The organism is Dokdonia sp. PRO95, assembly GCF_000355805.1.
Classification (GTDB): domain Bacteria; phylum Bacteroidota; class Bacteroidia; order Flavobacteriales; family Flavobacteriaceae; genus Dokdonia.
Genome location: NZ_CM001837.1, coordinates 2,315,096 through 2,341,767 on the forward strand (window position 1 = coordinate 2,315,096; position 26,672 = coordinate 2,341,767).

Annotated in this window: 25 protein-coding genes, 1 tRNA gene and 1 pseudogene; 8 read left to right on the plus strand and 19 right to left on the minus strand. The window is 37.7% G+C overall.

The genetic code is table 11. The features are described 5' to 3' along the window. Positions 1 to 194: 194 nt before the first annotated feature. From D017_RS10485 to D017_RS10495, 3 genes are all read right to left on the minus strand, one after another. Positions 195 to 2,066: a SulP family inorganic anion transporter gene (locus tag D017_RS10485; protein WP_035336419.1), complete on the minus strand. Its 1,872-nt coding sequence runs from the start codon at positions 2,064 to 2,066 to the stop codon at positions 195 to 197. Positions 2,067 to 2,214: 148 nt separating this feature from the next. Then, a complete protein-coding gene (locus D017_RS10490; RefSeq protein ID WP_035336420.1) occupies positions 2,215 to 2,421 on the minus strand; it encodes a DUF2892 domain-containing protein in 207 nt (68 codons plus the stop codon). A 75-nt stretch (positions 2,422 to 2,496) separates the two neighbouring features. After that, the gene (locus D017_RS10495; protein ID WP_035336421.1) at positions 2,497 to 3,111 is read right to left on the minus strand and encodes a Crp/Fnr family transcriptional regulator; all 615 of its coding nucleotides are present in this window, start codon (positions 3,109 to 3,111) and stop codon (positions 2,497 to 2,499) included. 146 nt (positions 3,112 to 3,257) lie between these two features. On the opposite strand from D017_RS10495, the gene D017_RS10500 reads away from it, so the two are divergent. The 3 genes from D017_RS10500 to D017_RS10510 all read left to right on the plus strand — a co-directional run bounded on the left by D017_RS10500 (position 3,258) and on the right by D017_RS10510 (position 5,984). Continuing rightward, positions 3,258 to 3,929 carry a hypothetical protein gene (locus tag D017_RS10500; protein ID WP_035336422.1) on the plus strand — a complete coding sequence of 224 codons (672 nt, stop codon included), beginning with the start codon at positions 3,258 to 3,260 and terminating at the stop codon, positions 3,927 to 3,929. 84 nt (positions 3,930 to 4,013) lie between these two features. Beyond that, a complete protein-coding gene (locus D017_RS10505) occupies positions 4,014 to 4,643 on the plus strand; it encodes a hypothetical protein (RefSeq protein ID WP_035336423.1) in 630 nt (209 codons plus the stop codon). A gap of 6 nt (positions 4,644 to 4,649) precedes the next feature. Continuing rightward, on the plus strand, positions 4,650 to 5,984 hold the full coding sequence (locus D017_RS10510) for a 2TM domain-containing protein (RefSeq protein ID WP_035336425.1): 1,335 nt from the start codon (positions 4,650 to 4,652) through the stop codon (positions 5,982 to 5,984). 78 nt (positions 5,985 to 6,062) lie between these two features. Here the strand turns inward: D017_RS10510 and D017_RS10515 are convergent, their stop codons facing one another. The 3 genes from D017_RS10515 to D017_RS10525 form a co-directional block, all read right to left on the minus strand. Continuing rightward, positions 6,063 to 6,908, minus strand: coding sequence for a TerC family protein (locus D017_RS10515; protein ID WP_035328452.1), 846 nt, complete (start codon positions 6,906 to 6,908; stop codon positions 6,063 to 6,065). Further along, positions 6,908 to 7,291 (minus strand): hypothetical protein, encoded by a 384-nt coding sequence (locus D017_RS10520; protein WP_035336426.1) that lies wholly within the window; start codon positions 7,289 to 7,291, stop codon positions 6,908 to 6,910. The genes D017_RS10515 and D017_RS10520 overlap by 1 nt, the downstream gene beginning before the upstream one ends. A 139-nt stretch (positions 7,292 to 7,430) precedes the next feature. Continuing rightward, the gene (locus D017_RS10525; RefSeq protein WP_035336427.1) at positions 7,431 to 7,880 is read right to left on the minus strand and encodes a helix-turn-helix transcriptional regulator; all 450 of its coding nucleotides are present in this window, start codon (positions 7,878 to 7,880) and stop codon (positions 7,431 to 7,433) included. 263 nt (positions 7,881 to 8,143) lie between these two features. On the opposite strand from D017_RS10525, the gene D017_RS10530 reads away from it, so the two are divergent. From D017_RS10530 to D017_RS10540, 3 genes are all read left to right on the plus strand, one after another. After that, the gene (locus D017_RS10530) at positions 8,144 to 9,211 is read left to right on the plus strand and encodes a M14 family zinc carboxypeptidase (RefSeq protein ID WP_160164970.1); all 1,068 of its coding nucleotides are present in this window, start codon (positions 8,144 to 8,146) and stop codon (positions 9,209 to 9,211) included. Positions 9,212 to 9,343: 132 nt separating this feature from the next. After that, positions 9,344 to 9,826, plus strand: a complete 483-nt coding sequence (locus D017_RS10535) for a winged helix-turn-helix transcriptional regulator (RefSeq protein WP_013751723.1) — start codon at positions 9,344 to 9,346, stop codon at positions 9,824 to 9,826. 82 nt (positions 9,827 to 9,908) lie between these two features. Next, entirely contained in the window at positions 9,909 to 10,430 is a 522-nt protein-coding gene (locus D017_RS10540; protein WP_035336428.1) for a DinB family protein, read from the plus strand. Here the strand turns inward: D017_RS10540 and aroB are convergent. Beyond that, on the minus strand, positions 10,427 to 11,506 hold the full coding sequence (aroB, locus tag D017_RS10545; protein WP_035336429.1) for a 3-dehydroquinate synthase: 1,080 nt from the start codon (positions 11,504 to 11,506) through the stop codon (positions 10,427 to 10,429). The two genes, D017_RS10540 and aroB, sit on opposite strands and share 4 nt — an antisense overlap. Before the next feature lie 90 nt (positions 11,507 to 11,596). On the opposite strand from aroB, the gene D017_RS10550 reads away from it, so the two are divergent. Further along, positions 11,597 to 12,766: a proline dehydrogenase family protein gene (locus tag D017_RS10550; RefSeq protein ID WP_035338189.1), complete on the plus strand. Its 1,170-nt coding sequence runs from the start codon at positions 11,597 to 11,599 to the stop codon at positions 12,764 to 12,766. 98 nt (positions 12,767 to 12,864) lie between these two features. Here the strand turns inward: D017_RS10550 and D017_RS10555 are convergent, their stop codons facing one another. The 3 genes from D017_RS10555 to D017_RS10565 all read right to left on the minus strand — a co-directional run bounded on the left by D017_RS10555 (position 12,865) and on the right by D017_RS10565 (position 14,624). Further along, on the minus strand, positions 12,865 to 13,353 hold the full coding sequence (locus D017_RS10555) for a hypothetical protein (protein WP_035336430.1): 489 nt from the start codon (positions 13,351 to 13,353) through the stop codon (positions 12,865 to 12,867). A 104-nt stretch (positions 13,354 to 13,457) separates the two neighbouring features. After that, on the minus strand, positions 13,458 to 13,829 hold the full coding sequence (locus tag D017_RS10560; RefSeq protein ID WP_035336431.1) for a hypothetical protein: 372 nt from the start codon (positions 13,827 to 13,829) through the stop codon (positions 13,458 to 13,460). A 243-nt stretch (positions 13,830 to 14,072) separates the two neighbouring features. Then, on the minus strand, positions 14,073 to 14,624 hold the full coding sequence (locus tag D017_RS10565) for an SGNH/GDSL hydrolase family protein (RefSeq protein ID WP_225969297.1): 552 nt from the start codon (positions 14,622 to 14,624) through the stop codon (positions 14,073 to 14,075). 320 nt (positions 14,625 to 14,944) lie between these two features. Here D017_RS10565 and D017_RS10570 point away from each other — a divergent pair. Then, positions 14,945 to 16,194: pseudogene (locus D017_RS10570) on the plus strand (sodium:proton antiporter). A gap of 619 nt (positions 16,195 to 16,813) precedes the next feature. Here D017_RS10570 and D017_RS10580 read toward each other — a convergent pair. From D017_RS10580 to D017_RS10625, 9 genes are all read right to left on the minus strand, one after another. Beyond that, positions 16,814 to 18,352: a hypothetical protein gene (locus D017_RS10580; RefSeq protein ID WP_035336436.1), complete on the minus strand. Its 1,539-nt coding sequence runs from the start codon at positions 18,350 to 18,352 to the stop codon at positions 16,814 to 16,816. A gap of 333 nt (positions 18,353 to 18,685) precedes the next feature. Then, positions 18,686 to 19,249: a hypothetical protein gene (locus D017_RS10585; RefSeq protein ID WP_152023888.1), complete on the minus strand. Its 564-nt coding sequence runs from the start codon at positions 19,247 to 19,249 to the stop codon at positions 18,686 to 18,688. A gap of 799 nt (positions 19,250 to 20,048) precedes the next feature. Then, positions 20,049 to 20,291: a hypothetical protein gene (locus D017_RS10595; RefSeq protein ID WP_035336440.1), complete on the minus strand. Its 243-nt coding sequence runs from the start codon at positions 20,289 to 20,291 to the stop codon at positions 20,049 to 20,051. Positions 20,292 to 20,581: 290 nt separating this feature from the next. Then, positions 20,582 to 21,436, minus strand: a complete 855-nt coding sequence (locus D017_RS10600; protein ID WP_035336441.1) for a HEPN domain-containing protein — start codon at positions 21,434 to 21,436, stop codon at positions 20,582 to 20,584. Between the two features lie 376 nt (positions 21,437 to 21,812). Beyond that, positions 21,813 to 21,886 (minus strand) — tRNA-Thr (locus D017_RS10605). A gap of 58 nt (positions 21,887 to 21,944) precedes the next feature. Beyond that, positions 21,945 to 22,211 (minus strand): hypothetical protein, encoded by a 267-nt coding sequence (locus tag D017_RS10610; RefSeq protein ID WP_035336443.1) that lies wholly within the window; start codon positions 22,209 to 22,211, stop codon positions 21,945 to 21,947. Between the two features lie 105 nt (positions 22,212 to 22,316). Continuing rightward, on the minus strand, positions 22,317 to 23,015 hold the full coding sequence (locus tag D017_RS10615; protein WP_035336444.1) for a DUF4369 domain-containing protein: 699 nt from the start codon (positions 23,013 to 23,015) through the stop codon (positions 22,317 to 22,319). Between the two features lie 50 nt (positions 23,016 to 23,065). Continuing rightward, a complete protein-coding gene (locus tag D017_RS10620) occupies positions 23,066 to 24,316 on the minus strand; it encodes a DUF819 family protein (protein WP_035336445.1) in 1,251 nt (416 codons plus the stop codon). A gap of 109 nt (positions 24,317 to 24,425) precedes the next feature. Beyond that, on the minus strand, positions 24,426 to 26,618 hold the full coding sequence (locus D017_RS10625; protein WP_035336446.1) for a DUF5916 domain-containing protein: 2,193 nt from the start codon (positions 26,616 to 26,618) through the stop codon (positions 24,426 to 24,428). Between the last annotated feature and the right edge of the window lie 54 nt (positions 26,619 to 26,672).

Below are 26,672 nucleotides of genomic sequence, written 5' to 3' on the forward strand. Positions count from 1 at the left end.
CTGCGCACTTAAAAATTCTTACCTATAAGAAAAAGCTCACCCTTCAGGGCTGGGGAAAGCTTTTTAAAACAAGTTCACCCTTTAGGGTCGGGGAAAGCTTTTTAAAAACAAGCTCACCCATTACGGCCGGAAAAAGCTTTTCAAACTAAGCTCGCCCTTTAGCGCAAAGAAAAAGCTCTCCTCAAGCACATCTTTTAAGCCTCTGTCTCTAGCACTCCTGAAAGTACGTGATAACGAGGGTCATCTACACTTTCTTCAATTACTTTGTCAAATTTAGGAGAGGCTTTGCGCATTAAGTCTTTACACTCTGTACTGAGGTGCTTGAGAGTTATTGTTTTACCTACGGCTTCATACTTCTCAAGGAGTACAAAAATAGCTTCTAGGGCAGAGTGGTCTGCGACTTTTGCCTCTATGAAGTCAATTTCTATATGGTCTGGATCACCGTTGATGTCAAACTTAGAATTAAAACTCTGAATACTTCCAAAGAATAATGGGCCCCAGATCTCATATACCTTTGTGCCATCTGCTTTAAATTTCTTTCTAGCTCTAATTTTCTTAGCGCTACTCCAAGCAAATGATAAGGCTGCTATAATTACACCTACAAATACAGCAATAGCAAGATCAAAAAATACAGTCACTGCAGATACTATAATAAGAACAAACGCATCTGATACTGGTATTTTCTTTAAAATTCTAAAACTAGACCAAGCAAATGTCTCAATAACCATCATAAACATTACACCCACGAGTGCAGCAATAGGCACTTGCTCTATAAAGCGGTCTGCAAATAAGATAAAAGTAAGTAGTGTGACTGCCATCATTACACCAGAGAGTCTACCACGACCTCCAGCGTTAATGTTTATTACTGTTTGCCCTATCATACCACAACCACCAGTTCCTCCAAAAACACCACTCACGATGTTACCAGCTCCTTGTGCGACGCACTCTCTGTTTCCGTTACCTCTAGAGTCTGTCATCTCATCTACCAGGTTCATAGTCATCAAGGTTTCTATAAGTCCTACAGAAGCTGCAAGAAATGCATAAGGCGCGATAAATTTAAGTGTGTCAAGGTTAAATGGAAGGTTGCTCCATAGGTCAAATACATTGAGCTTGCTTGAGATTTCTGCCATACCATTTAAACCGGCACCACCACCATCTCTTATAAACTCACCTACGTTTACAGCATCTAAGCCTCCAAAAATCGATATTAAGGATACAATAACAATAGCGGTAAGTGCAGCAGGGATTTTAGGAGTTAATTTTGGTAATCCCCATACAATGAGCATTGTAAGCAGTACAAGGCCTATCATTGTAAAGAGGGATTTGCCTTTCATCCAGGTTTTTACAACTCCTTTGTCTTTTACAGAGTAAAAGCCATCTTGTGAAGCATTAAAAACTACCTTTTGTGTATTTGTATCATAAACTTGTCCGTCTGAGAGTACAAAAACTTCCTTGTTTGTTGCTTTGTTTATGACTGAGTTTCCTTCTATTGTAAATAGTACGGTATTAGAAACTTTGTCTTTTACCTCATTATCAGATACGGTATAAACGAGCTCTTTTGAGGCTGTTTTACGCATATTGTCGCCAGCATAATCTTTCTTATTTTCTTTAAACATCCCTAGTTGTGCAAGAAATATAACGATGGCTAGACCGTTTACAAACCCCATCATTACTGGGTGTGGTATCAAACGCACAAACTTCCCTAGCTTGAATAAGCCAGCAAAAACCTGAATAACTCCCATTAATACCACAGCCGCGAGTAAATAGAAGTACCCCATATTTTCAACAGGCTGATCAAATAGTAATCCCTTTGCGTGGCCTTCTTGTATCATCTGTACAAAAATCACAGCAACAGCTCCTGCAGCACCAGAGATTAACCCTGGTCTACCGCCAAAAAGTGCAGAGATAATACCAATAACAAATGCCCCAAATAAAGCAACAATAGGGCTTATTTGTGCTACAAAGGCAAAGGCAACTACCTCAGGTATCATTGCTAGAGAAACGGTGATACCAGATAGAATATCGTTTTTAGGATTTGCAGTAAAGTTGTTAAAAATACGTTTCATAGGTCGTTTTTAAGAAGCCGCAAAGATAGGGTATTCTTAAAGTATAGACAGTGCTCGTTTTAGGATAATTACGATACCTATTTTCGCGAAAGCGTATAAAAAACAAACCCTCACCATATGACTTGTGAGGGCTTGCGATGTAAGGGGGTTATTTTTTGGCTCTGTAGGTGCTCAGTTTAAATGGAGCATAAAGCGGGCAAAATGAGATAAAACTTGTCGCGATAAATACTAATGCTAGAATGCCTAATATAAGTGCAAGTGTGCCATTTATAACGTGGGTTGCATAGAGTATACCTATTATTACCGCTGCTGCAATACGTAAACCGCGGTCTAGATTTCCCATATTCTTTTTCATAATGTGTTGTTTTAGATAATAATACAGCACAAATGTAATGGGAGCTTTTCCATTAAACAGTGACTATGGTCACACTTACTTGATTTTTATGGTGCGTCCCTCTTGTGTGATATGATTTTCGGCCTCTAGTTTCTTTAAAATCCTGCTTACTACTTCTCGAGCAGTACCTAAGTCTGTTGCTATTTCTTTATGAGTGATATGTAATGTTTGAGAGGAGGTCACACGTGTTTTTTCTTTGAGGTAATCTAGTATGCGGGTGTCCATCTTATCAAACAGGAGGTGGTTTACGGCATTCATCATATCCAGATAGCGAGCATCATAATTTTTAAAGAAAAGGGTGTTGAGCGCTGGATAGGTTTTAAGCCATTGTTGTACATTTTTGACAGGCAGAAGGAGCAATGTAGCCGCTGTCTCTGTGATAGCATAGCCACGGCTAGGTAATTGTGAGATACCAGAAGAAAAAGAAATAATACAACTCTCTGCTGGATGAATGTAGTAGAGCAGGAGCTCTCTATCTCCATAACGAGAGTACACTTTTACAAGGCCTTCTATCACAATAGGTATAACCTTTGCATATTGTCCCTCGCGTAGTAACTCTGTTTGAGCAGGGAGCTCTTTTATGATGCCGTGCGTGTTGATCTCTTCTATAAGTTCTGGATGAAATCTAGGGAAAAGCTCTTTTACAATCATAAGTAAATGTACTGGTTGATACAAAACTACAACTCGGTAGCTTATTTGTTCAATTGGGTCGTATGGTTTTTGAAATGCTTAAGATACGGTTCATATTTGTAGTGTCAATCAATAGCCGATATCCTCAACATCAAAATATATCAATTATGGACTATGCTACTTTCTTTAAGATATTTATCACGCTACACGCATTAGGTGGGTTTATTTCTCTCATCTCTGGTACTATTTCTGTCATAGCTCGTAAGGGTAATGTGTGGCACAAAAAATCTGGGATGATTTTTTATTATGGGATGCTTACAGCGGGTATTTCGGGTATTGTGGCTTCGCTACTGCCAGATCACAACAATCCGTTTCTGTTTGTGGTAGGACTATTTAGTGTATATCTCGTGCTTTCTGGGTACAGAGCGCTTAGGTTTAAGAGCGTACGCAAAATGGCAGATCTACGCTGGGACAAAGTTATCTCTTGGTCTATGGCTATCATAGGTTTAGGTATGATAGGTTATGGATTGTATCTCGTTTTTAAAAGTTTTACAATGGGCTGGGTGCTTGTGATTTTTGGCGCCATAGGTTTACTCAACGCCATAAATGATTTAAGAGCAATGCGAGATTTAAAGCTATTGCGCAAGAAGTACTTACGACTACATATAGCAAAAATTTCTGGAGCATACATTGCTGCTTTTACGGCCTTTTTTGTCACAAATAGCGTGTTACCGTCATTGTTGAGTTGGCTATTACCTTCGGTTTTTGGGATTATTTTCATCTCTTACTGGATGCGTAAGACGAGACTTGGCAAGAAAATTACAGCTGAGACTGTATAAATGACAATTGGGTAGATTACGCTTTCGCGAAAGCGCACTTAAAACCATCTTTACATCATCAATCAAAACAAAAACAATACTATTATGAAACACTTACTTATTATTATCGCATTATGCAGCAGTACCTTCCTTGTAGCTCAAACTAAATATGAGCAGGGTATGCGCAAAGCAATGGAACTCTGGGATCAAGATAAACTTGATGAGGCTTCAAATCTTTTTGAGCGTATCGCAACGGTAGAAAAGGAAAACTGGTTGCCCTCGTACCACGTGGCGCAAATAGCCATTGTGAAGAACTGGCGAGATTTTGAAAACGAAAATGAAACAACGCTTAAAGTAAATGGAGATAAGGCGCAGGAGTATATCAATGCAATGCGTACGATAGAAAAAGATAACCCGTATGCAGATTATCTACAAGCGCAGCTATATACCGTGTGGGTAGCTTATGATGGTATGAAGTACGGAATGAAATATGCCGGTACCATAGGCGAACTTTACCAGAAAATGGTTAAGATAGATCCAGATAATCCCATTTTTATAGCAGATAAGGCACAGTGGGATATGGGGAGTGCAAAGTACTTTGGCAGCTCAATTGAGCCGTATTGCGTAGAGTTAAAACGCGCCATTGAGCTTTTTGCTACCTTTAAACCTGAGACGGAGTTCCATCCCAAAGGCAATATAAAAAGAGCTTTAGAAAGTGCAGAGGCTTGTAATTAAGAAAAAATGAAGTATTATCTAACAGAGTTTGCAAAGGCAAATATTGTAGGCTTAACCATATTTATCGTTCATAGTATTATACTGTACGTGCTGGGTAACCCTTGGTATGGAGATGGAGTAATAACCTTTTTTATCCAAAACCAAATCTTTTCTGTAGCGCTGTATGCAGTAAATACGATGGTTATAGTAAACTTTAGAAAACGTTTTACCGCTACTCTGTGGAATTTTAAGGTGCTTACTTATGCGCTTATTGCGCATATTGCTGTGACTTTAGTTACCGTGTTTGTTCTGCGATTGTTACTTATCACGAAGTATTACAACATTCCTTTAGATCAATATTGGGCTAGTGAAGGTCTGGAGGATTATATATTTCCTTTTATAATAACAGCTGTCGCAACAACCTCGTTTTATGCGGTGAGTCGCTGGAAGAGAAAGCAAGAGAGTAAAGTAAAGGAATCTAAAATTATTGCAGGAGCCGCTTCTGCAAAGTTTGATGCACTTAAAAATCAGCTGGATCCTCATTTTTTATTCAACAGTTTAAATGTGCTGGCAAGTCTTATTGAGGAAAACCCAAGACAGGCAACCAAGTTTACCACTTCGCTTTCAAAAGTATACAGATATGTACTAGAGCAAAAAAATAAAGAACTAGTGCCTCTAGAAGAGGAGCTTGCCTTTGCTCGTACGTATATGAATCTTATCAAAATGCGTTTTGAAGACAGTATTGTGGTAGACATACCTGAGCAATCTTCTCACTCAGAGTACAAGGTGGTGCCGCTATCGTTACAATTACTATTAGAAAATGCCGTAAAGCATAACCAAGTAACTCCTTCAAATAAGCTTCATATAAGAATCTATGAAGAGGGAAATACGCTATATGTGACTAATAACATCCAGAAAAAACAAGTAGTAAAGAAGAGTAGCGGTGTAGGTTTACAAAACATACGCCAGCGCTACGGCCTGCTCACGAGTAGTGATGTTGTTATAAAAGATGATGGAGCAAACTTTCAAGTGGGTGTGCCGTTACTTACACAAGCTGGACAAGCTAGTTTTGAACCTAAACAAACAGAGTATCTAGAGGATAAACGTTATCAACGTGCAAAAAAGAAAGTAGAAGATCTCAAAGGATTTTACATACACTTCACTATATATGCGATTATGGTGCCTGTCTTTATTTATTTTAATGTGATGTCTACCAGTTTTCCTTGGGCACTTTTTCCTATACTAGGATGGGGCTGGGGTGTTGTAGGTCACGCCTCTGAGGTGTACGGCTGGAGCCCTATATTTAATAAAACTTGGGAAAAGCGCAAGATAGAGAGACTTATGGATGATGATGATTTCTAAGTTCCGTAATCTGTCACATAAAAAAAGTGTCTTTAAGCCGTAGCCTAAAGACACTTTTTACATTCTGTAAGAAAGATGTTAGTCCTTTTTGAGGTGCTCTACATTTTTCTTCATTTGTATTTGTGCTCCAGAGTCCTTTGTTTTCATCGCTCTGTATTTGAAGTTTATAAACTCTACCAGTAATGAGAAAGCAATCGTAAAGTATAAATAACCCTTAGGGATGGCTCCTACGCTTGATCCAAAGATTTCTAGGTGTGATAGGTGCGCGCCTTCTGCAATAAGCATAAAACCTATTAAAATTAAGAATGATAGCCCTAAAATCTGTAAAGATGGGTGCTTTGCAATAAAGTTTCCTACAGGGTTTGCAAAGAGCATCATTATCCCCACAGAGATAACAACTGCTATCACCATAATGATTAATGCATCTGTTGGATTGTCAGAGAGTCCATTAGTCATCCCGACAGCCGTAAGTATAGAGTCAAAAGAGAATACAAGGTTGATAACTGCAATTTGTACAATGGCATTACCTAGCGTAGTAGAGCTCTTTTTTGAAATCTCTTCTTCTTCTAGTCCTGTTTCATCCACCTTCTCGTGTATCTCGTGTACAGACTTCCAGATAAGGAAGATACCTCCTGCAAGAAGTATAACCGCTTGCCAGCTTATCCCTCCTGTTATCCAGCTTGCGTTTATATGCCAGAAAGGAGCACTTAAGGCCACAAGCCACGATATCCCAAAAAGTAATGCGATACGCATACCCATTGCAAGTGCAAGACCAATATTAGTCGCTTTTTTACGATCCTTTTGCGGAAGCTTTTCTGCGGCGATAGATATAAAGATGATGTTATCTATACCTAATATGATTTCAAGAAAGGTAAGCGTAAGCAGTGCAATCCAAGCATCTGCAGTGGTAAGAATGTCAAACATTAGTTAGTCGTTTTTTTTGCGGTTCCGCGTTGTTTGTTGGTTTCTCCTACGAGGGAGTACTCAAAGGTATAAAAATCTCCGTCAGTAGCTATGATTTTCATATGGAGTGCTTTTTCCTCACTCATACTTTTTGGGTTCAACTTCTTAACGATGTACTCACAATCATTAATCCATCGCACAGAAGAGGAGTCTGCTTTACCTTTATAGTAATCAATCTCTAGTGTGTCGTTACGTTCAAAAGTGGTTGCTACGAGCTCTCCATCTAGTAGGGTTTCAAAAGTAAATGTGCCTGTTTTAAAATCTTTACAGCTACGTTCTGGGCTCTCACAGCTTAAAGCGAAAACACTAAATATTACAAAAAAAGCTTTCCATTGATTCTTCATAGATTACAAAAATAACACAGGGGCGTGAGTAATTAATAGTAAGTCTGAAGATATTTTTATGAGGATAAATAGCTGAATATTTTTAGTCAAAATTCATCTCACTTTAAGGTGGTTTTTTGAGATGTTGAAGAGATGGTTTTTACATCTCATAGCTCTCAAAAGTTCCATCTTCTAGAAAAATAATCACTCTCTTAATAGGTGATTTTGAGGAGGAAAAAGCAGTGATGTTTTTGACTGGTTTCTCTTCTGTATTTGATGGTAGAGTAGCACTTGTTTTTGATGCGAATTCTTGACCATTTTTTGAATGTGCATCAGTTGAGAAATTAGTGTCAGTTGATGGGGTAGGAGGGGTGGTTTTTGGACTTGCTTTTGTTCCGTAAAGAAGCCATTGTAATTCCACTTCTGGGAAGGTTGAAACTACGGTCATCACAAAGTCTAAACTTGGCTTATTTCTACCAGCCATAAGATGAGATATGGTAGCTCTTCCTACTTGCATTTTTTCGGCAAATGCGGTTGCGCTCAATTCGTTTGCATCCATGATTTCTTGGAGGCGTCGCGCAAATTTTTTGTTATTTATAAGTGTTTCCATTTGTATACAGCAAAGATACGTTACAAATGTAAACTATGAGTATTCTTATCTATAAAAGTCGTTTTAGTTGTATTTGAGTGTTTAATCAACACTTTAGTTTTGAGTATTTAAATATCTGAATTTAAATATATAAAGTGTAAAATAGTGAGATTTGGTTAAGTTTGGTGAAATTGTACGTTGCTACGTTACTACTGTATATAAAACGCACTGTTTACAATTGTAAACAGTGCGTTTTAATGAAGAGTTGTAAAAAAAGTATCTTTGTGCTCCAAAGAATACATATGGAGTTACTTGAGTTATTACAATTGTTTTCACACAGCCGAGAAAAATCTATTTCTGGCAGATATATATCACCAGATTTTATCACCGATTTTGTCTCTCAATTATCGTCAGATTTTACGATTGATACACTAGGTTATTCGGTAGAAAATAAACCTATTCATTCGGTGGTTTTTGGCACTGGGAAAGTGAAGATTTTTATGTGGTCACAGATGCACGGAAATGAATCTACAACCACAAAATCTATGCTTGACTTTTGCCGTTTTTTAGAGCAAAAAAAGGACTCGGATTTTTATAAAAAAGTGATTGAAAATTGCACCTTTTTTATGATCCCTATGCTTAATCCAGATGGCTCAAAAAACTGGACAAGGGTAAATGCAAATGATGTAGATCTTAATCGAGATGCACAAAATTTGAGTCAGCCAGAATCAAAAATTTTGCGTGATGTTTTTGATACTTTTAAACCTGATTATTGTTTCAATTTACATGGGCAAAGAACCATTTACGGTTTTGAAGAAACAGGTAAACCATCTATACTTTCTTTCCTCGCACCCTCGGCAGATGTGGAGAGGAGTTTCACATTTTCGCGAAAGCGGTCTGCAAGTGTAATCGCTCATATCTTTAAAAATCTCAAAGAAGATCTTGATGGGAATATAGGGTTGTATAATGATGCGTTTAATAATAATTGTGTGGGTGATGCTTTTCAAGAAGCTGGAGTGCCCACTGTATTATTTGAAGCTGGTCACTATCCAGACGATTATGCTAGGGAGAAAACTAGAGCCTACGTATTTGCAGCATTATTATATGCGATTGAAGCTTGTAGTAAGGAGCTGGTTTATGATATAAGTGCTTATAAAGAAATCCCTGAGCATAGTGCTTGTTATGTTGATGCACATGTAAAAGATGGAGAAGAAAAGCGTGGGGTCTATTATGTAGAACGAGTAGAGGATGGGGAGATAATTTTTGAACCTACAATGCTGGAGGCATCTCTGAGCAATGGTAAGTTTGCTCATGCTATACTGGATAATGCATCTGCGTTTAAACTTCCCTAATAAAAATCGATTTAATGCCCTTTTTTAGGGGTAAAATGGCTGCGATAACGTTATCGTGAATTAGATTAAAATATTACAGAATAATCAGTATTATTCTATTATTTTTGCATTATACTCAAAATATACAGTTGCATGGCAAAATTTAAATTAGACGAGGTAGACCACCAAATTCTCGATATGCTTATCGAAAATACGAGAACTCCTTTTACAGATATAGCAAAAAAACTTCTCATTTCTGCAGGTACTGTTCACGTACGTGTTAAGAAAATGGAAGAGGCTGGAATCATTACAGGTTCCTCATTAACACTTGATTACGGAAAATTAGGATACTCTTTTATTGCTTATGTAGGAGTATACATTAATAAGACATCACAAACTACATTTGTACTTGAGCGCATCGCTCAGATTCCTTTTGTAACTGTGGCTCACGTAACTACGGGGAAGTTCAATATCTTCTGTAAGATACGTGCAAGAGATACGAATCATGCAAAGAATGTAATATTCTTACTTGATGATATTGATGGTGTGTACCGCACAGAAACGATGATATCTCTAGAGGAAAGCATCAATGATAAAAAACGATTAATGCACTCTATCTTTCAAGATCTAGTGTAATTACAATAAGACTTCATTTACTAAAACCCTTTCTCTGTTGAGAAAGGGTTTTTTGTTACTTTTAGATTTTAAAACAAACAAGATGACACACACTAGCGAGCTTAAAGCAGGAGAGTATAATGAATATTATAAACAGTACATAGACCAAGTACCTGGCTCGCTAGGAATCGCTCAAGCGCTGGAAACAGGTATGGAAGACACTCGAGATTTCTTTACCTCGCTTTCTGAGGATGAGCTGTTATTACGTTATGAAGAAGGGAAGTGGACTCCTAAGGAAGTGTTGCTGCATCTTATAGACACAGAGCGCATTTTTAGCTATCGCGCATTACGTTTTTCTAGAATGGATAGTACGCCTTTACAAGGTTTTGAGCAAGATGATTTTGTGTTGTCTAGTGATGCAAACAGTCGCACTATAGACTCTCTAATTGCTGAGTATGTGGCTGTAAGGCAGTGTAGTTTATTACTATATGCCTCTATGACAGCGCAGACTATTGCAAACATAGGTACCGCTAGCGGAAGCCCTATGAGTCCTCGCGCAGCGGCATTTATCACAGCTGGGCATGAGCGTCATCACATTAGAATTATAAAAGAGCGATATCTTTAATTTGTAGTGCTAGCTTGGTAATAATCAAAGGCTGCGTGGATAAGGTCATTTGAGACTTGTTTATCGATTACAGGTTTTCCTATGCTTTCTAGAAGTACGAAGTTTATTTGTCCATTGCTGTTTTTCTTATCGTATTTTAAATACTCGATAATGGATGTGATGTCCGCTTTCGCGAAAGCTACCGCATCATACATATCATTAAAGGTTGCGGTAATTTCTTCTAGTTCATCCTGTGATAAACCAGAAAGCGCCACCGAAATGAAACTTTCTAAAATCATCCCAATTGCAATGGCTTCCCCGTGTAACAAGGTGGTTCTATCTTCAGATGCTAGACAATACGACTCAATGGCGTGACCTAATGTGTGCCCATAGTTAAGCGCTTTGCGAATGTTTTGCTCCCGTGGGTCTTCTATAACAATATTATTCTTGATGATAATACTCTCGTAGATGAGTTGGCTCAAGTCATCTGTTGTCATGGCGCTCAAGTCTTTGAGCTTATCCCAATACGTTCTATCTGCCACGAGACCGTGCTTGTACATTTCTGCAAGTCCAGAACGTAATTCTTCTGGAGGTAAGGTTGCAAGAAAGCCACCGTCTATCAATACCATCTGCGGATTGTTAATTACCCCGATTAAGTTCTTCAATGTACCTAGATCCACACCAGTCTTACCACCTACACTAGCATCTACCATTGAGAGTAAAGAGGTAGGAACGTTTATAAAATCCATACCACGTTTAAAAGTGCTTGCTACAAAACCACCAAGGTCTGTGACAACCCCACCACCTACATTTATAATAAGTCCTTTTCTGTCTGCATCTAGATTTGCAAGTGCATCCCATACACCAGTACAGGTTTCTATAGTCTTATTAATCTCGCCATGAGGAATCTCTATAACCTCAATAGGAATCTCTGTGGCGAGATTACCTAAAAACGGTGCAAGACAATGCTCGTGTGTATGCTCATCTACGATAACGAAGATCTTGCTGTAGTTGCTCTGTAGTAGTAATACATTAAGGGCATCATATCCAGATTCATTAAAAACGATGTCGTAAGAAGCGGCTTGTATGGCAGTCATTATTTTTGAAATTTTAACGATTGCAAATTACTCACTTTTGAGTAAAAAAAGTTTAAAGTGGGTGTATATTTGTGTAACAAATATATTGATATGCAAACCTCTCTTTTTGAAAATACTGAAACTGCATTTGCTCTTAAATCAGATAGCGAACTAGAACGCGCTTACTTTTTATTTAAAATGATTTCTAAAGAACCGCTTGTGCGCATAGGTACAGCGGCTGCCCGTTTTGCACTTGGTGCAAACTTACCTGTAGAAGGTCTTATACGCTCTACAGTATTTGATCATTTTTGTGGTGGTGTAAATGAGCAGGACTGTATGACCTCGGTAGATAAGCTTTATAGTGCAAATGTATGCTCTGTACTAGACTACTCTGTAGAAGGAAAAGAAGAAGCAGCATCTTTTGATGAGTGCATGAATAAGGTGATTGGTCTGGTGGAGTTTGCAGATGAGAAAGAAGCGATGCCTATTGTTGTTTTTAAACCTACAGGCGTTGGCCGTTTTGCTATCTGGCAAAAGCTTACAGAAGGAGAAGAACTAGATGCCAAAGAGCAAGTAGAGTGGGAGCGCATCAAAGAACGTGTAAACGCAATATGCAAGATTGCTTACGAGCGTGATGTAGAAGTATTGATAGATGGAGAAGAGTCATGGATGCAAAGCGCTGCAGATGATCTTGTGGCAGAAATGATGGCACTATACAATAAGGAAAAGCCTATAGTATACAACACACTACAGTGCTACCGTCATGATCGCTTAGACTACTTAAAGAAATTGCACCTAGAAGCCCGAGCTCGCGGATTTAAGATAGGTATAAAAGTTGTGCGTGGTGCTTATATGGAGAAGGAGAACAAACGAGCAAAAGAAAAAGGATACCCAACCCCTATATGCGATAGCAAACAGGCAACAGATGAAAACTTTAATGCTACTACACGCTATATAATTGAAAACCTAGATGACATATCACTTTTTCTAGGAACGCATAACGAAGACAGTTCGCTACTCGCTGTGAAACTCATGGGAGAAATGGGAATTGCCAAAGAAGACAATAGAGTATGGTTTGGACAGCTTTATGGTATGAGTGATCACATAAGTTTTAATCTAGCTAAGGAAGGCTATAATGTAGCAAAGTACCTTCCATTTGGTCCTGTAAAAGATGTGATGCCTTACTTAATGAGACGAGCAGAGGAGAATACCTCTGTAGCAGGACAAACTAACCGCGAACTCGAATTACTCAAAGCAGAGAAGAAAAGACGCCGATTGTAAAATAAGCGTTATTTAGTTAATTTACACTGAGAAGCAACCACTTATTACTAATTAAATAAAAATGAAAAAGCCCTATAGATTTTATAGGGCTTCTTTCTTTAACCCGCTATCTGTAGCCTTTTATTAATAACTGTACTCCAACTATCTGCAAGTTGTAGTTCGCCGTTAAGCTGCATATTATCTACGTCATATAATGTGAAGCTTACTTCTCGTTCGGTGGCATTAGATGGTGTAAAAGCTAGTGCTACGCGTTCTGTGATAGTAAGTTGCTCACCACCGCTTTTTACATTTCTATGCGCTTTTACTGTCTGGCAGTTCTTAATAGTGGATAAATCTACAGAGGATGATTGTGCTTGTCCATTACTCTCCTTGTAAAAGAAAATGGCATTCAACTCTTTATCTCTTCCTATCACAAAATCTCCACAAAACTCGTAATCACTTATAGTGTGATTTTGAGCATTTGCAATATGATTAAGTGCTTGTAGCATTTTATTTTCTTTCTTCTTTTTATTGATGGCCATGATAACAAATGGCACGATACAAATTGCTACAATGATTGTTCCTACGGTAATACTTCCTAAATCCATGATATTGTTTTTTTGATATTGATATACTGGGCATTGCAATTATTGCAATGCCTTATTTGTTTTCCAGAAGCAATTACTAGCGCCTGGAAGCAATACAAAAAAAATCACCAGAAATAATGAAAAGGAAAGATGTGATCTGCCTTACGATGATGTATTAAAACATTGATCGAGGTCTTTATGTACTGAGCATACGTACTGCTAGCGAGTGCATTTGTAGTATGGGATAAAGTTCCACAGCTAGAAACGAAGTTCTTGAGATGGGGAACACTAATACTACCCGGCGCCTCGATTACAACTTCAGACTGCGGTAACTCTCCAACAATAATTGCCGAAACTGCTGCAGTTACTTTTTCTGTAGACGAAGAAGTAGTAGTATTATCACTTAGATTAACAAATGATGTATCCATAGCACTCATTGCAATACTGCAAAGAGCGACTAGAATAAATACACTTATATGTCTCAGAGTTGTTTTCACGCCGCAAATGTAATTTAGTTTTTAATACTGAAGTTTAATTAATAAAACTTTGTGAGTGATTTTAAGAGTTGCCATTCATCATAAATGGGCGTTTAGGAGAAAGTAGCGCTTTTAAAAGAATAGTATGTGATTAGAGAAGCACTATTAGGGTTGTTGTTACGCTTTCGCGAAAGCGTACTTAAAATCAATCATAACTAATAAGAGTTGGCATAAATTTTAAAACAGCAATGTTGTGTTTTAAGACTAAAATAAATGAGAGATAATAGTAGCAGCAGCGGCTTTACTCCCTTTAAGCGAGGGATGAAAACCATCAGGTCCATAGTAATCATTGCTCTTGCTAGAGTTGAGATACTCTTTCCAAGTCATACCTACGGGAAGTATGATGGCGTTGTTGATAGTTGCGGCATCATGATAATTCTGTATGACAGCGTCTTGGGTGTGGTGATACTGTAATGAGGGCCATACCATAAAGTAAGCAAGTTTGGCATGGTGTTTATTACAAAGGGCAGCATACTTTTTACCATAGTCAATGAGCATGTCGCGACCTTCTTGCTGTGATGACGGCCCTTGCTGAATAATGACATAGTCATACCTGCCAGTGGCGATAAGTTGCTGTATGTTGCCATCATTCCAGTGATCTTCAAGTGCATAATTAGGCAATGCAACCATGTGTGTCTTAATCTTTATACCCTTGGTTTTCGCATGTGATTTTACAAGCTTTGGCAAATCATTAGTGTACGTAAGGCTATTGCCTATAAATAAGATGTGTACGGTGGGGTCTTTAATTTCACGCAATTTATTATTTGCGCTTGTAGTTGCACTGAAGCAAATACAAAGTAGGAAGATGAGGTGCCGCATGGAGGTACAATAAAAGTCTATTATTAAAAATCATACTGTGATACTCTAAAGATATCCAGATTTTAGACACTGTCCTATACTTGTCTCATCCGTTATGAAACAGACGTATAGAAAACTTAACAAGCTTTTATGGCACTAGTAGCGCTATTATTTTTAACATTGTAACGTGCCAGCTGGCTCTACACCTATAAATTAAATACAACATAGCAGTGCTACTATCCATGTGATAGAAGACTTGCGATTTAAGAATAGATACTATGGATTATTACATTATTATAGCAGCTTTGATATTTCTTGCAGCTTTATTTGGGTTCATAAATGCGCGTTTTCTTAAGTTGCCTACTACCATAGGGCTTATGCTCATCACCATTGTTTACACCCTAGCTGTTTTCGCTTTAAGCTATTTTGATGATACCTTACTCAAAGCCGAAATACAACTCATTAAAGAGATAGACTTTGAGAAAGTCCTTATGGATTATATGCTTAGTTTCCTCCTATTTGCAGGAGCGCTACACACTAATTTTGAACAACTCAAAGTGCAGCGCTGGCCTATACTAGCCTTTGCAACCTTAGGTGTGCTTGTATCTACATTTCTAGTAGGGACACTTGTGTTCTACGTGCTGCAGCTACTAGGTATGGAGGTTGACTTTATTTACTGTTTACTTTTTGGGTCTCTTATCTCGCCTACAGATCCTATTGCCGTACTTGGCATTCTTAAAAAAGCCAAAGTGCCTAAAAAACTAGAAACTAAAATCGTGGGAGAATCTCTCTTTAACGATGGGGTAGGAGTAGTGGTGTTTTTGACCATCTTTGGGATTGCAAGTGCAAAAGACAGCCCTGTGACACCGTTAGATATCTTGACGTTATTTGGTCAAGAAGTACTAGGAGGAATACTGCTAGGAATGATTATAGGGTGGATCACGTATAAAATGATGAAATCTATAGATGATTTTAGTACAGAAGTGATTATCACACTTGCGGCTGTGATGGTGGGTACAGTGCTAGCAACACAGCTGCACCTTTCTGCTCCACTAGCGATGGTAGTTGCCGGATTATTAATAGGGAATGATAGAGTGCGCACAGCCGCAATGTCTGAGACGACAGAGCATTATGTAGATAAATTCTGGGAGCTCATAGACATCTTGCTCAACGCTATTTTATTTGTACTCATAGGGATGGAAATGCTCATTCTCACCTATCAAAATAGTTATTTACTTGCCGGAGTAATCGCCATACCTCTCGTACTCATAAGCAGGTATATATCACTGTGGTTACCTATAAGAGTCTTTAAAGACAAGCTCGATTTTGTGCCAAAACAAACCTCATAATGACCTGGGGCGGACTGCGAGGCGGGATTTCTATAGCACTAGCGCTCAGTCTATCTGAAGATATGTACAGAGATATGTTTCTCGTGATGACTTATATTGTCGTGGTATTTTCCATCTTAGTACAAGGGCTTACAGTAGAGAAACTTGTAAAAAGGACCTCAATGTCTCAAGCCGACTAGTATTCTAATCATAAGGTAAAGCTAAACGTCCTATCTCCTTGTTTAGGGTTGAGGTAATAACGCTTTCGCGAAAATATGAATGGGTGATGCTATTTCTGTTTTTTTCAAGATAGCGAAATGGAAATTATTGTTTTTGCAACCATTTCCTGATTTCCTTACGTAATGAAACTTCAGGTTTAGGCAACGGAATTGATTGTCTAGCCTGTTTGCTTTTATTGAATTTTGAGAAAGTAATCTTATGTTTTTTCCAAACTTCGGGAAACAGCTCTAAGAACTTATTAAAGAAACTTTGTTCATTTACACGCCCTTCTATCTGCGATAGTACCTCTTTAAATTTTTCCTCCTGATCTATAAACATGTTGCTATTGCCCTAAAATAGGTTAGTGTAGTGTGGTTTATGGTCTTGTTTAGTCTAATTATGCTATTACCTTGGATATGGCTTATCTTTAGATGAAGAATAGGGGCTATGACAACCATGCGTAAACGATTGAGTTAAGCATATGCGGTGGTCATATATTTACTATTACCAAACACAAATTCTTTTAAAAATTTAAAAGAATTTTTAAAAGTAAATTAATAAATGCAACCATTGATAATCATTCTCGGCTATAGTTAGTTGCTATTCATACTTACCTTCTGGGTCTGTTTTGTAAATTAATAGTTCTGGTTTATCATCATTATAGTAATAATTTTTACCTAAACTTCCAATAATTCTATATCCACCATCTTCTTCTGGCAACACAGAACGACCATAAAGGTAGGTAAAACTTTCTTGATATTTCTTGTTCCATTCCTCAGCACCAGAACTAGAAAATTTGTAAATTCCTAAGGCACCATAATCACCGAAATCAACATGTCCTGTTGTAATGAATCCACCATCTATAGTTTCAGCGATAGAGAAAGTTGAAGATAATTCTGTAGAGACATTCCAAATTTCTGTTCCTTCTGAGTTGATTTCGAATATTCTACCTTCACTTATATCATAAGCACCCCAGCTATGCCCTGCAAAAACATAATTTCCATTACTCTTAACTATTATTTTTCTAGTGAAGTCATAGCGAATATCTCCAAAAGTATTTTCCCATATAACTTCACCTTCACCGGTTAATTTTAATACCCAAAAATCAATTTGTTCTTCATGTGTAGAAGACGCACCGTTAGTTTCAGTAGAGCCTAGAATTATCAGGTTATTTGTATTTGAAATAACAATATCATCAAAAAAATTCCTTCGTGAAGATTCAAAAATCTTCTCCCATTGAATTTCTCCAGAAGAATTAAGTTTTGTTAATACTGCTTGTTGCTTTATATCAGGATTTTCAGAGCCTCTACCGCCTACAATATAAATATTACCCTCAGAGTCCTGAGCAACTGATCTTATATCTGCGCTACCATCACTAATATCGTAACTGTCAATTTTTTTATACCAAATGGTATTACCCTCATTATCTAAACTTAAAACATGATGGTGACTGGCCAATATTATACCAGTCGGTGAATTTATAATTGTTGGTCTCCAGCCATCTGTTAAGCGATAATCATAATATTTTCTCCATAATATATTTCCTTCATAATCAGTTTTTGTAATTGAAAGGCGGTGTCCATTTCCATCTGGAAATACAGATGTTCCTGAAATTAAATAATTTTGGTCATTTGATTTGATCAAGGTGTTACTACTTCCATATGCATAACCATTTGGACCATAACTATATTCGCCATAATCATACTTTTTTAGATATTTTAAGAAATACTTTTCTGTTTGGAAAGAAAAGTTTACTTCAGTTAGATTATTATAGGTGTCTTTTGCAATGATTTTACCAGAGTATGTAGATAGTTCTTCAAGTTGATTTAGGTGATAAGTAAGATCTGTAATATTTTCTACCACTAAAATTTGATTAAGATACACACTGTAAGTTACAGAATCATTTTCTGGGTCAAGAGCCTCGCTCCAATTAATGGTTGCACCATCATGTAAAATATCACGAATGTCTACTTCAAAGTTATCCGGAGGTTGATTTATTATCTCCTCTTGTGCTTCAACTTCAACTTCAACTTCACCTTCTAAGGCTTCATTATTAATATCATCTTGGGAACATCCTATTATCAAACTAGTAATAAGGAGTGTGGTATAAAATTTTCTCATTTTAATAGTATCAAGCATACCTTTAGGTGAAAAGTGTGTAAACTGTAATAGTTCTAAATACTGTTGATTTGTTTAGTATTATGATCTTGTTTATATAGTTTAAATATACAATGAATTTTGGAGTTCTGTGGGGAGCATTTAGCATTTACAAGGTCCCTATTTACAAATAGGCTTTCTTGAAAGCGTAATGGAAGTAAGATAAGAGAGTAAGTATTGGTAACAAGCCTTTGATATCATAAAATCAGGAAGACCCTACGATGAGAATTATAGATCAAAATTAGCTTAAAAGCTTGTGCTGAGCGTAGCCGAAGTAGGCTTGGTTTTTAACTCAGTTCTTTGTTGGTAAACGTTTTATTTAAAATCATTATGAGTTGTTATTACTTCAGATTTTCGATATTCACCAATTTTTAAGAAATAACTGCCATTTGGTTTAATTATCACGAAACCGCCGTTCAGTCCGTCGTATCTAAAAAACAATTCTCTGATTAAGTCATTTTTATCAACAATCCAGTTAATTTTATTTCCGTGATAATAATGCAAGTCTTTAACTCTTTTATTTATAACCCAAAAGTGATTAGATTGACCAGACTTAGTCAAATCATTTTCCATATTTCCGTAAAAGATGTCCCAAGGAACTTGAAAGTTTTTTTTCTGTATACTTGGGTCATTGTCAATGAAGTTTATGATAATTTTTTTATCAAAATCTATAGCCTTGTCAGAAATATCATTTAAGTGATTTTTTAGGGTTTCATAATCCTCATTGTTAAGGCTGTCAGTCAAGTGACTTTTTACTTTAATTTGTGAGCCATCAAGATTTTCTATCGTGTATAAATATGGTTCTTTCTCAATCAAACTTTTAGAGGAAGAACATCCTATCATTGATATAATTAGGGAAATTTGTAGTAAGTTTTTCATGAAATGTTTGCCAACAGACCACTCCATAAAGCGATTACAACTCCCAATAGCTATCGTGATTGCTATTTTGCTTTAGTTTATGGTCTTGTTTGTTTGGTCTAAATATACAATGAATTTTGGAGTTGTGCGCCGCGCGTAGAGCTTTCAAAAATGTCGTATTCGCGTTATGTAATAGTTGTGGCTGGTTGCAACTACGTGTGAGCTTTCTATAATTGAGATGTATACCCTAGGCATTTTTGAGTAGTGGCCTGTGGACGGCTGATTGGTAGGGTGGGAGCTTTAAAATCTTAGCGGATATACTCCTTACTCGATCTATACCCAACTCTTCGATATTTCAACGACTTTTGAGGTGTTCTGATTTTGAAGAGGAGCCATACTCTGGCGGGAATTTACAAGTATGCTACTGCCTTGGATGTGGCTTATCTTGAGATGAAAAACATGTCCTTTGGCAATCAGCCGTCCACGGTCAAGGCTAAGCGTAGTGCGGTAGTAAGGAAACATTGAGTTTCCGTCTACGCACGAAGCTAAAGCTTATTGTTTTGCTTTTTCTTTTTTTTTGTCCAAAGCTAAATCCATAAGATTTAGCGACATTATAAATATACACAGACCTTGCGGTTTTGCCCTAAAGTCCGCATTACGTTTAGGTATTGTTAGCAAAATGTGGCGACACGCATGAGTAAGCACGAACGATTGCGTTTTCTTATTTTTTTCCGTCCGAGTGAAGTCCATCTGCGCACCAGTTGCGTCTGAGTAAAGTCCGTTCTCGTTAAAAGTCCATCTAATTTTTGGTTCCTTTAATCTATTCAGACTTTTCGTTCGTTTTCAATCTTTTCTTTAAATAGTCAATATTAAAGAGGCTCCAGAAAAGAATGACTAGGAAAATAATCATTATTTTATTGAAAGAAATTTTATCATTTAAAAAATATTCGACTGCCAAAATTACAATCGGTATAGTAACAGCCGAAATAAGGAGTCCGCCGTAGACTGCTAAAGCTTGTTTTAAACCCTTATCTGAGAAATTTTCATATATATTATCTAACATATTATTTTTTTTAAGCCATTTTTGCTAACAGGCCACTGCATAAAGCGAGTGCGGCATTTTGCTGGGTAGCCTGTATTTATTTGTTTATTAATTGATTGTCTAAATATACAGTTATTTGTGGTTCTGTCGCCGCGCGTAGAGCTTTCAAACTACTACTCATCGCAGTGGCAAATAAACTCTTAATACAAGCCTTTGCCATCATAAAATCAGGAAGACCATGCAATGAAAACTATGGATCAAAATTAGCTTAAAAGGGCTTGTTTTTGAACTCAGTTCTTTGATAGGTGCTCTTATTTAAATATTGCATTTTCAAAATCAATGTCCTTTATCAACTTGTTCTTTTCAATCATAAATACTATTAATTCAGAAAGTAACTCGAAAGATTCTACCAGAGCTTTTTCAATTTGAGAATCTTTTAAATTCGAACCGTGAACTACTTTAGAGCGTAATGTGTATAGTTTTTTAATTTCCTTAAATTTCTGAATCCTTTCATCTCCCCTTTCATATAAAAGTGATGAGATACTAAGAGATAATCTATAACTAATTTCTATAGAAACATTTACTATACTTTCTATTGCAGCCCATAAAATGGCTATTGCACTTTTAACATCCACACAATATCTCCAAGAATTAATAACCTCTAATGCGTATCTGAATTTTTCATTTTTAAATGCCAAAGTATTTGCATTTTCATAATATTTTTTTAACCATTCAATATCTCCATTCCCAACGTTTAATTCATTAAGACTTTCGGTTTTAAGCATTTTTACGTGATAATCACAAAGATTAGCTTGTACATTATTGATGTCTTTTAATTTATTCCAAGATTGATTGAGGAGAGCAATAGAATTAATACTCGTTTTTTTTCTTAAAACAAGTAAAGTATTTAATAGCCAAGCTCTATTCAAGATATCATATCCGAAACTCGATTCGTTTTCAGAACTTATTATTTCAAAATTGTTTTTTAGATAACAAAAAGGTTCAATTAATGACCATTGCTTGAAACCTTGTGCTCCCAAACCAGCTAATTCAAAAACAGACATTTTGCTTACCTTTCTAATTTTTAAATAAGATGATATTTCAATTTCATCTTCTTCAAAAGTAATTCCATTTCCTAATATGTAATATGTTGCTTTAGTTATCATTTTGAAGTATTATGTAATTGCACCTAACAATCCACTACACAAATCAAATACAGCCCCAGATAACTATCGGGATTGCAGATTTGCTTTAGTTTGCAGTCTTTTTTATGTGGACTAAATATACAATGAATTTTACTGCTGTGCTTTTATCGAGTAGGTCATAACTACACTACTTTATAAACGGTAGCATGACCATTTATTAAATGAGTTATAAAAGCAATTAAACGACAGTCTAGGAGATTATGAGAAGAGGAAGGAGGGAAGTGTTTATTGCGGCTTTTATGAGGTTATAATATCACATTTTCGCGAAAGCGTACCACACCACACCAAGAACTTATATAAAACAAAAAAGGCCTTCTAATAAAAGAAGACCTTTTTGAGCCGATGGAGGGACTCGAACCCACGACCTGCTGATTACAAATCAGCTGCTCTAGCCAGCTGAGCTACATCGGCATTGCGGGTGCAAATATAATATCATTTATTATATATGCAACCCTTTTTTTTAAAAAAATTATAGCTTGTTTATACGAGCTACAAGTGACTGTGCTTCCTTCTCAAGATCTGCACGTACTGCCACTAGATTTTTACTTCTATTCTCTACTTTGCGGTCGTTTACCTTTGCAATTAAAGTGTCAAAAGTTGCGATAGCGTCATCTATAACTGCTTCACTTTCCTTTCTATCTTCTTTAGGATTAAGTGCTTCCCAAACGTATACTGCGTCAATGATGTCACCTAGTACAAAATTGATATCCTTTTTTAAATCTCTAATATTTGCCATTGTTCTAATTTTGACTGCAAAAGTAGGTTAATTTATAATCATGAACCTTACATTTTTATGTAAAATCACATCATGCTTATAATAGTAGTACGATCTTAAAGGTGCTTACTGTTTCTTGCGCTCCTCTATAAGCTTCTTGAGCTGCTTCCCGTATTTAGAATTTCTAGTTTTTCTAGGGAAAGTCTTATATAAAGTGTCTAGGTAAGGAGTGGTAGCATCTGGTATCTGGGTCATTACAAGGTAAGGAGCAATCTCAAGTTCCTTGTTTGTTGTAGCAAAGTTACCCGTGTATAGATACTTTCTTTTAAGTAGTTGCTGTAAAGAATCATCATAAGCAAGAATCTCTTCTTGATCATCTCGCTGTCTAGCGTTAAAAGAACCTTTTATAAGATCAAGATTCTTATCATTAAACTGCTTGTTCATATTCTTAAACTGCGTCCAGTGCATCTGGTTCTCAGATCCTGTTACAGCAGCAAATCCTTCAAAGTTTTTAAGGGAGGTAGTGATATTAATAATACCAGCCTCTGCAAAGAAAGGAATACGGTCATCATAACCAGACTCATCTGCCTTATCAAGGTGTAAGTAGTATACCTCTGGTTCTTTTATGTCAAGTATAAACTCAAATTCTGGCTCACCGTCTATTACAAGAGAGTCTAGATTTACAAGCATGGTATCTTGCACGCGCTGTACATATAAAGTTCCTTTTTTAAGACCTTTTACCGTTCCAGTGACTGTAAGATTTCCTGTTTTTGAACATGAAACCATCAAGATACTTAATAAGAGAATGTATGCTATTTTATTCATAATTGGTTTTAATTATAGACGGCAAATATGCTACTATTTTACATATAATACTAGCCCGCAGCTGCCATTTCCATTAAAATTGTACAGAGTATAGCGCCATAAGTTCCCACCACATAGCCAAAAACTGCTAGCAACACACCCACACTAGCTAGCGATGGGTGAAACTCTGCCGCAACAATAGGAGCAGAGGCTGCCGCGCCCACGTTTGCCTGGCTTCCCACAGCAAGAAAGAAAAAGGGAGATCTTGTAAGTTTTGCCACCAGTATGATGAGTCCCGCATGTATACCCATCCACACAAAACCTATAGCTATAAGCCCTGGGTTTTCAAAAATAGTAGTGAGATCCATTTTCATACCTATACTCGCAACTAGTATGTAAATAAACACACTGCCTATTTTACTAGCTCCAGCACCCTCATAATTTTTGGCTTTTGTAAAGGAGAGTAAAATCCCTATCACAGTTGCAATCGTGACCATCCAGAAAAACGTAGAGCCAAAGGATGCAAGCGCAGAGTCCTTTGGGATATCAGAAAATAAAGCGCTCATAACACCAGCTCCCCAGTGTGCAATACCCACTGCGCCAAAGGCAAGACCCAGCATTACCATAAGATCAGAAAGCGTCGGGTTTTTCTTTACCCCTTCGGCAAAGATTGATACCTTTTCTTTTAATTTTTCTATAGCTGTGTTATCTGCCTTAAGCCATGCATCTATGCGTTTTGATTTGCCTATCCCTAGGAGTAATACCGCCATCCATACGTTTGCTACTACTATGTCTACGAGTACCATTTGCCCATACTTGGCAGGATTGTATTTATAAATCTCTAGCATCGCGGCTTGATTTGCACCGCCACCTATCCAGCTTCCCGCCAGTGTAGAGAGGCCACGCCATATTGCATCTGGTCCTGCACCACCTACTGTTTCTGGTGATACAGCAGAGATGAGAAGTATCGCTAGCGGGCCACCTATCACAATCCCTATCGTTCCTGTAAAAAACATGATAAGCGCCTTAGGGCCTAGGTTTACAATTGCCTTAAGGTCTATACTAAGCGTCATAAGCACCAGCGATGCGGGTAGCAAGTAACGACTCGCCACATAATACAGTTGGCTACTCTCTGCATCTATCAGCCTCAGGCTATTAAAAATCGCAGGGATGAGATAGCATAGCAGTAGGGCAGGCACAATGCCGTAAAATTTCCCCCAGAAGCCTGTCTTCTTACTCGAGGTATAAAATATAAATGCAAGTGCAAGCGCAATGAGGCCAAAAACAATGGCGTCATTTGTAAAATAAGGTGTGTTTTCCATAATAATGTGGGTAATTACGCTTTCGCGAAAATGGGATCACTTTCACTGCAAGAAGCATAAAAAATAAACTAAGGCTTACTGCCAAAGGAAACCGAAAATACCAAAATCCCTATAAATATAGCCAGTAAGTAAGTTTTAAATTAATACTCCGGAAGCGAGGAGCAAAGGTGGTATCTGTAAAATAGTTGTCATTATACACCAAAAATAAGTCTGAAAGCGGGGCAAATCGCCATTGCAAGCGTGAGTTAATCCCAAAGTTATCTTGCAAGGTACTGTACTGCACAAGCGTATTCCAGAACAGGTTTTTACTAAAGGTAACATCCACACGCGGGCTTACAAGCCAGATGCGATTATCTGCATAAGGAGCAGGGAGGTCTATGTTATCATAGCGGGCGTTTATACCTAGCACGAGTTTAGGTTGCAGGCGCAAGGTAGCTTCTGCTCGCAAGGTGAGTATCTCACCGTTAAAAAACTCGCCGTAGGTTGTATTTGCCGTGTAGTAAAACTTCTTCCGTTGGTCAGATTTGTACTCCACTTCCAGATTGGTATAACGGTACTCGCTTCCTTCTGGTAATTCTAGTCCGTCAGATCGCGATGGGTCAAAGCTGTCAAAGAGTTTTGTGTAGCGCGTTCTAGGTTTTGCACTCAGGCTGCTGGTATTTTTAAACTGGGCTTCCCACTGTGGTGAGAGCGTGCGGTCGCCAAGGGTAAAAGCGACTTCTGGCCGCCATACAAAGAAGGAGTTTAAAGAAAATATATGTCTATTAATTGGTCCCCCTTTCGGGAAAAAGAGCCTTTCTACCTTACTGAAGTTCCTAAAGATATCCTTACGAGGTATAAAGCCAAGCTCAGAGTTGAAGTCTTCATTTATAAATAGCGTAGCACTGGTCGCGCGCCAGTTGTTTTTATTGTACTCCATGCGCGCTCCGCCAGAGTAGTCCTTGCTATCAATCCCTGGAGTAAAGGATTTGTGGAGGTAAAATTTACCATTCCAGCTATTGTCTTTATTGGCTAGGTTATAATCAAGACCTATAAGCCTGTTGTATTCTTCATCAGGTTGTACAAAGGCAGCATTACTAGTATTCTGCTTGTTTACAAAAATGGCACTTATGTTTGACCTGCTGAAAACGCTGTGCTGTAAGGCTACAACGGTGTTATTTGTTGCAGCAATCTCAATAGGTTCATCATTTTCAGTTTGCATGTTGAGTATACCCACCCGTAGCTTGTTTGTGAGTTTACCGCTCAAGCGTGCACCTGCTACAATGTTATTCTGTACCGTGTTTCCATCAAGATCTTCGGCTATACCTATGCGCCTCGAGAAAAAAGGATTTGCCGCCCGCGGATCGCCAAAATCTGCAAAGAGGTCACTGTTTTCTATAAAAAACTGCCTGCGCTCTGGCAATCCTACTTCAAAACGAGAGAGGTTTGTAATAGCATTATCTACCTCTACTTGGGAGAAGTCTGGATTTATGGTGACATCAAGATTAAGACTATTGCCTATCGTAAAGCGAGCATCGCCGCCCACTTTAATCTCAGTAAAGTTATCGTCTAGTTCTCTGTCTTGCCCAGCAATGGCATTTACATAAGGAATTATAGAAATAGGACTTCTTGAGCTACCTAGCGGTTTCTCAAAGACCATATCGCCCATGTAAGCGAGATTAAAAATATTCTGATTCTGCGGTATTTGTATCCACGTATTGCGGGAGTTGTCTTGGGTGTCAAACTGATAGCTATTAAAACGCCATCGTGTTTCGCCTTCTCTATATTTAAAGGCGCTCATGGGGATTGCCCACTCACAAACGTAGTATCCGTCGTGTACCGTGGTTTCTCCCACCCACTTGGTATCCCAGCTAGTGGTAAAACCTCTCAAATCTTTTCCGCCGCCAGAAACTAGCGCTTCCCTGCGCACCCCAGCAGGGTTGGAGCCAAAAAGGAATGCATTATTACCATCATTAAAGGTGTCAAACATTAAGGTGATATTGTCACTACCGCCAGCTCTAAAGTCACGGCGCAACGATGGGACTATATAATCGTCGCCCTGCGAAGAGACTTTGATGCCTACATACAAGGTTTTGTCATTGTATAAAAAGCGTATCTCAGATTGATAAGGTGCCTGTATGGTATCTGTAGGGAAATATTGCCAGAAGTTTGTTGCTGGGACGGCTTTGTTCCATGCAGTTTCATCAAGTACACCATCTATCGTAATAGGTGTTTCTATAAAGGATACACCTACTTCTTTGGTTTGAGCGTAGTGCGCTGTACTTACTCCCGCAAGGAGTACACAGAGTAGCAATTTATACATCAGGAATGGTTAGTTCCCCCGAATGTATCAAAAAAATGTCTTGTAAGCGATAAA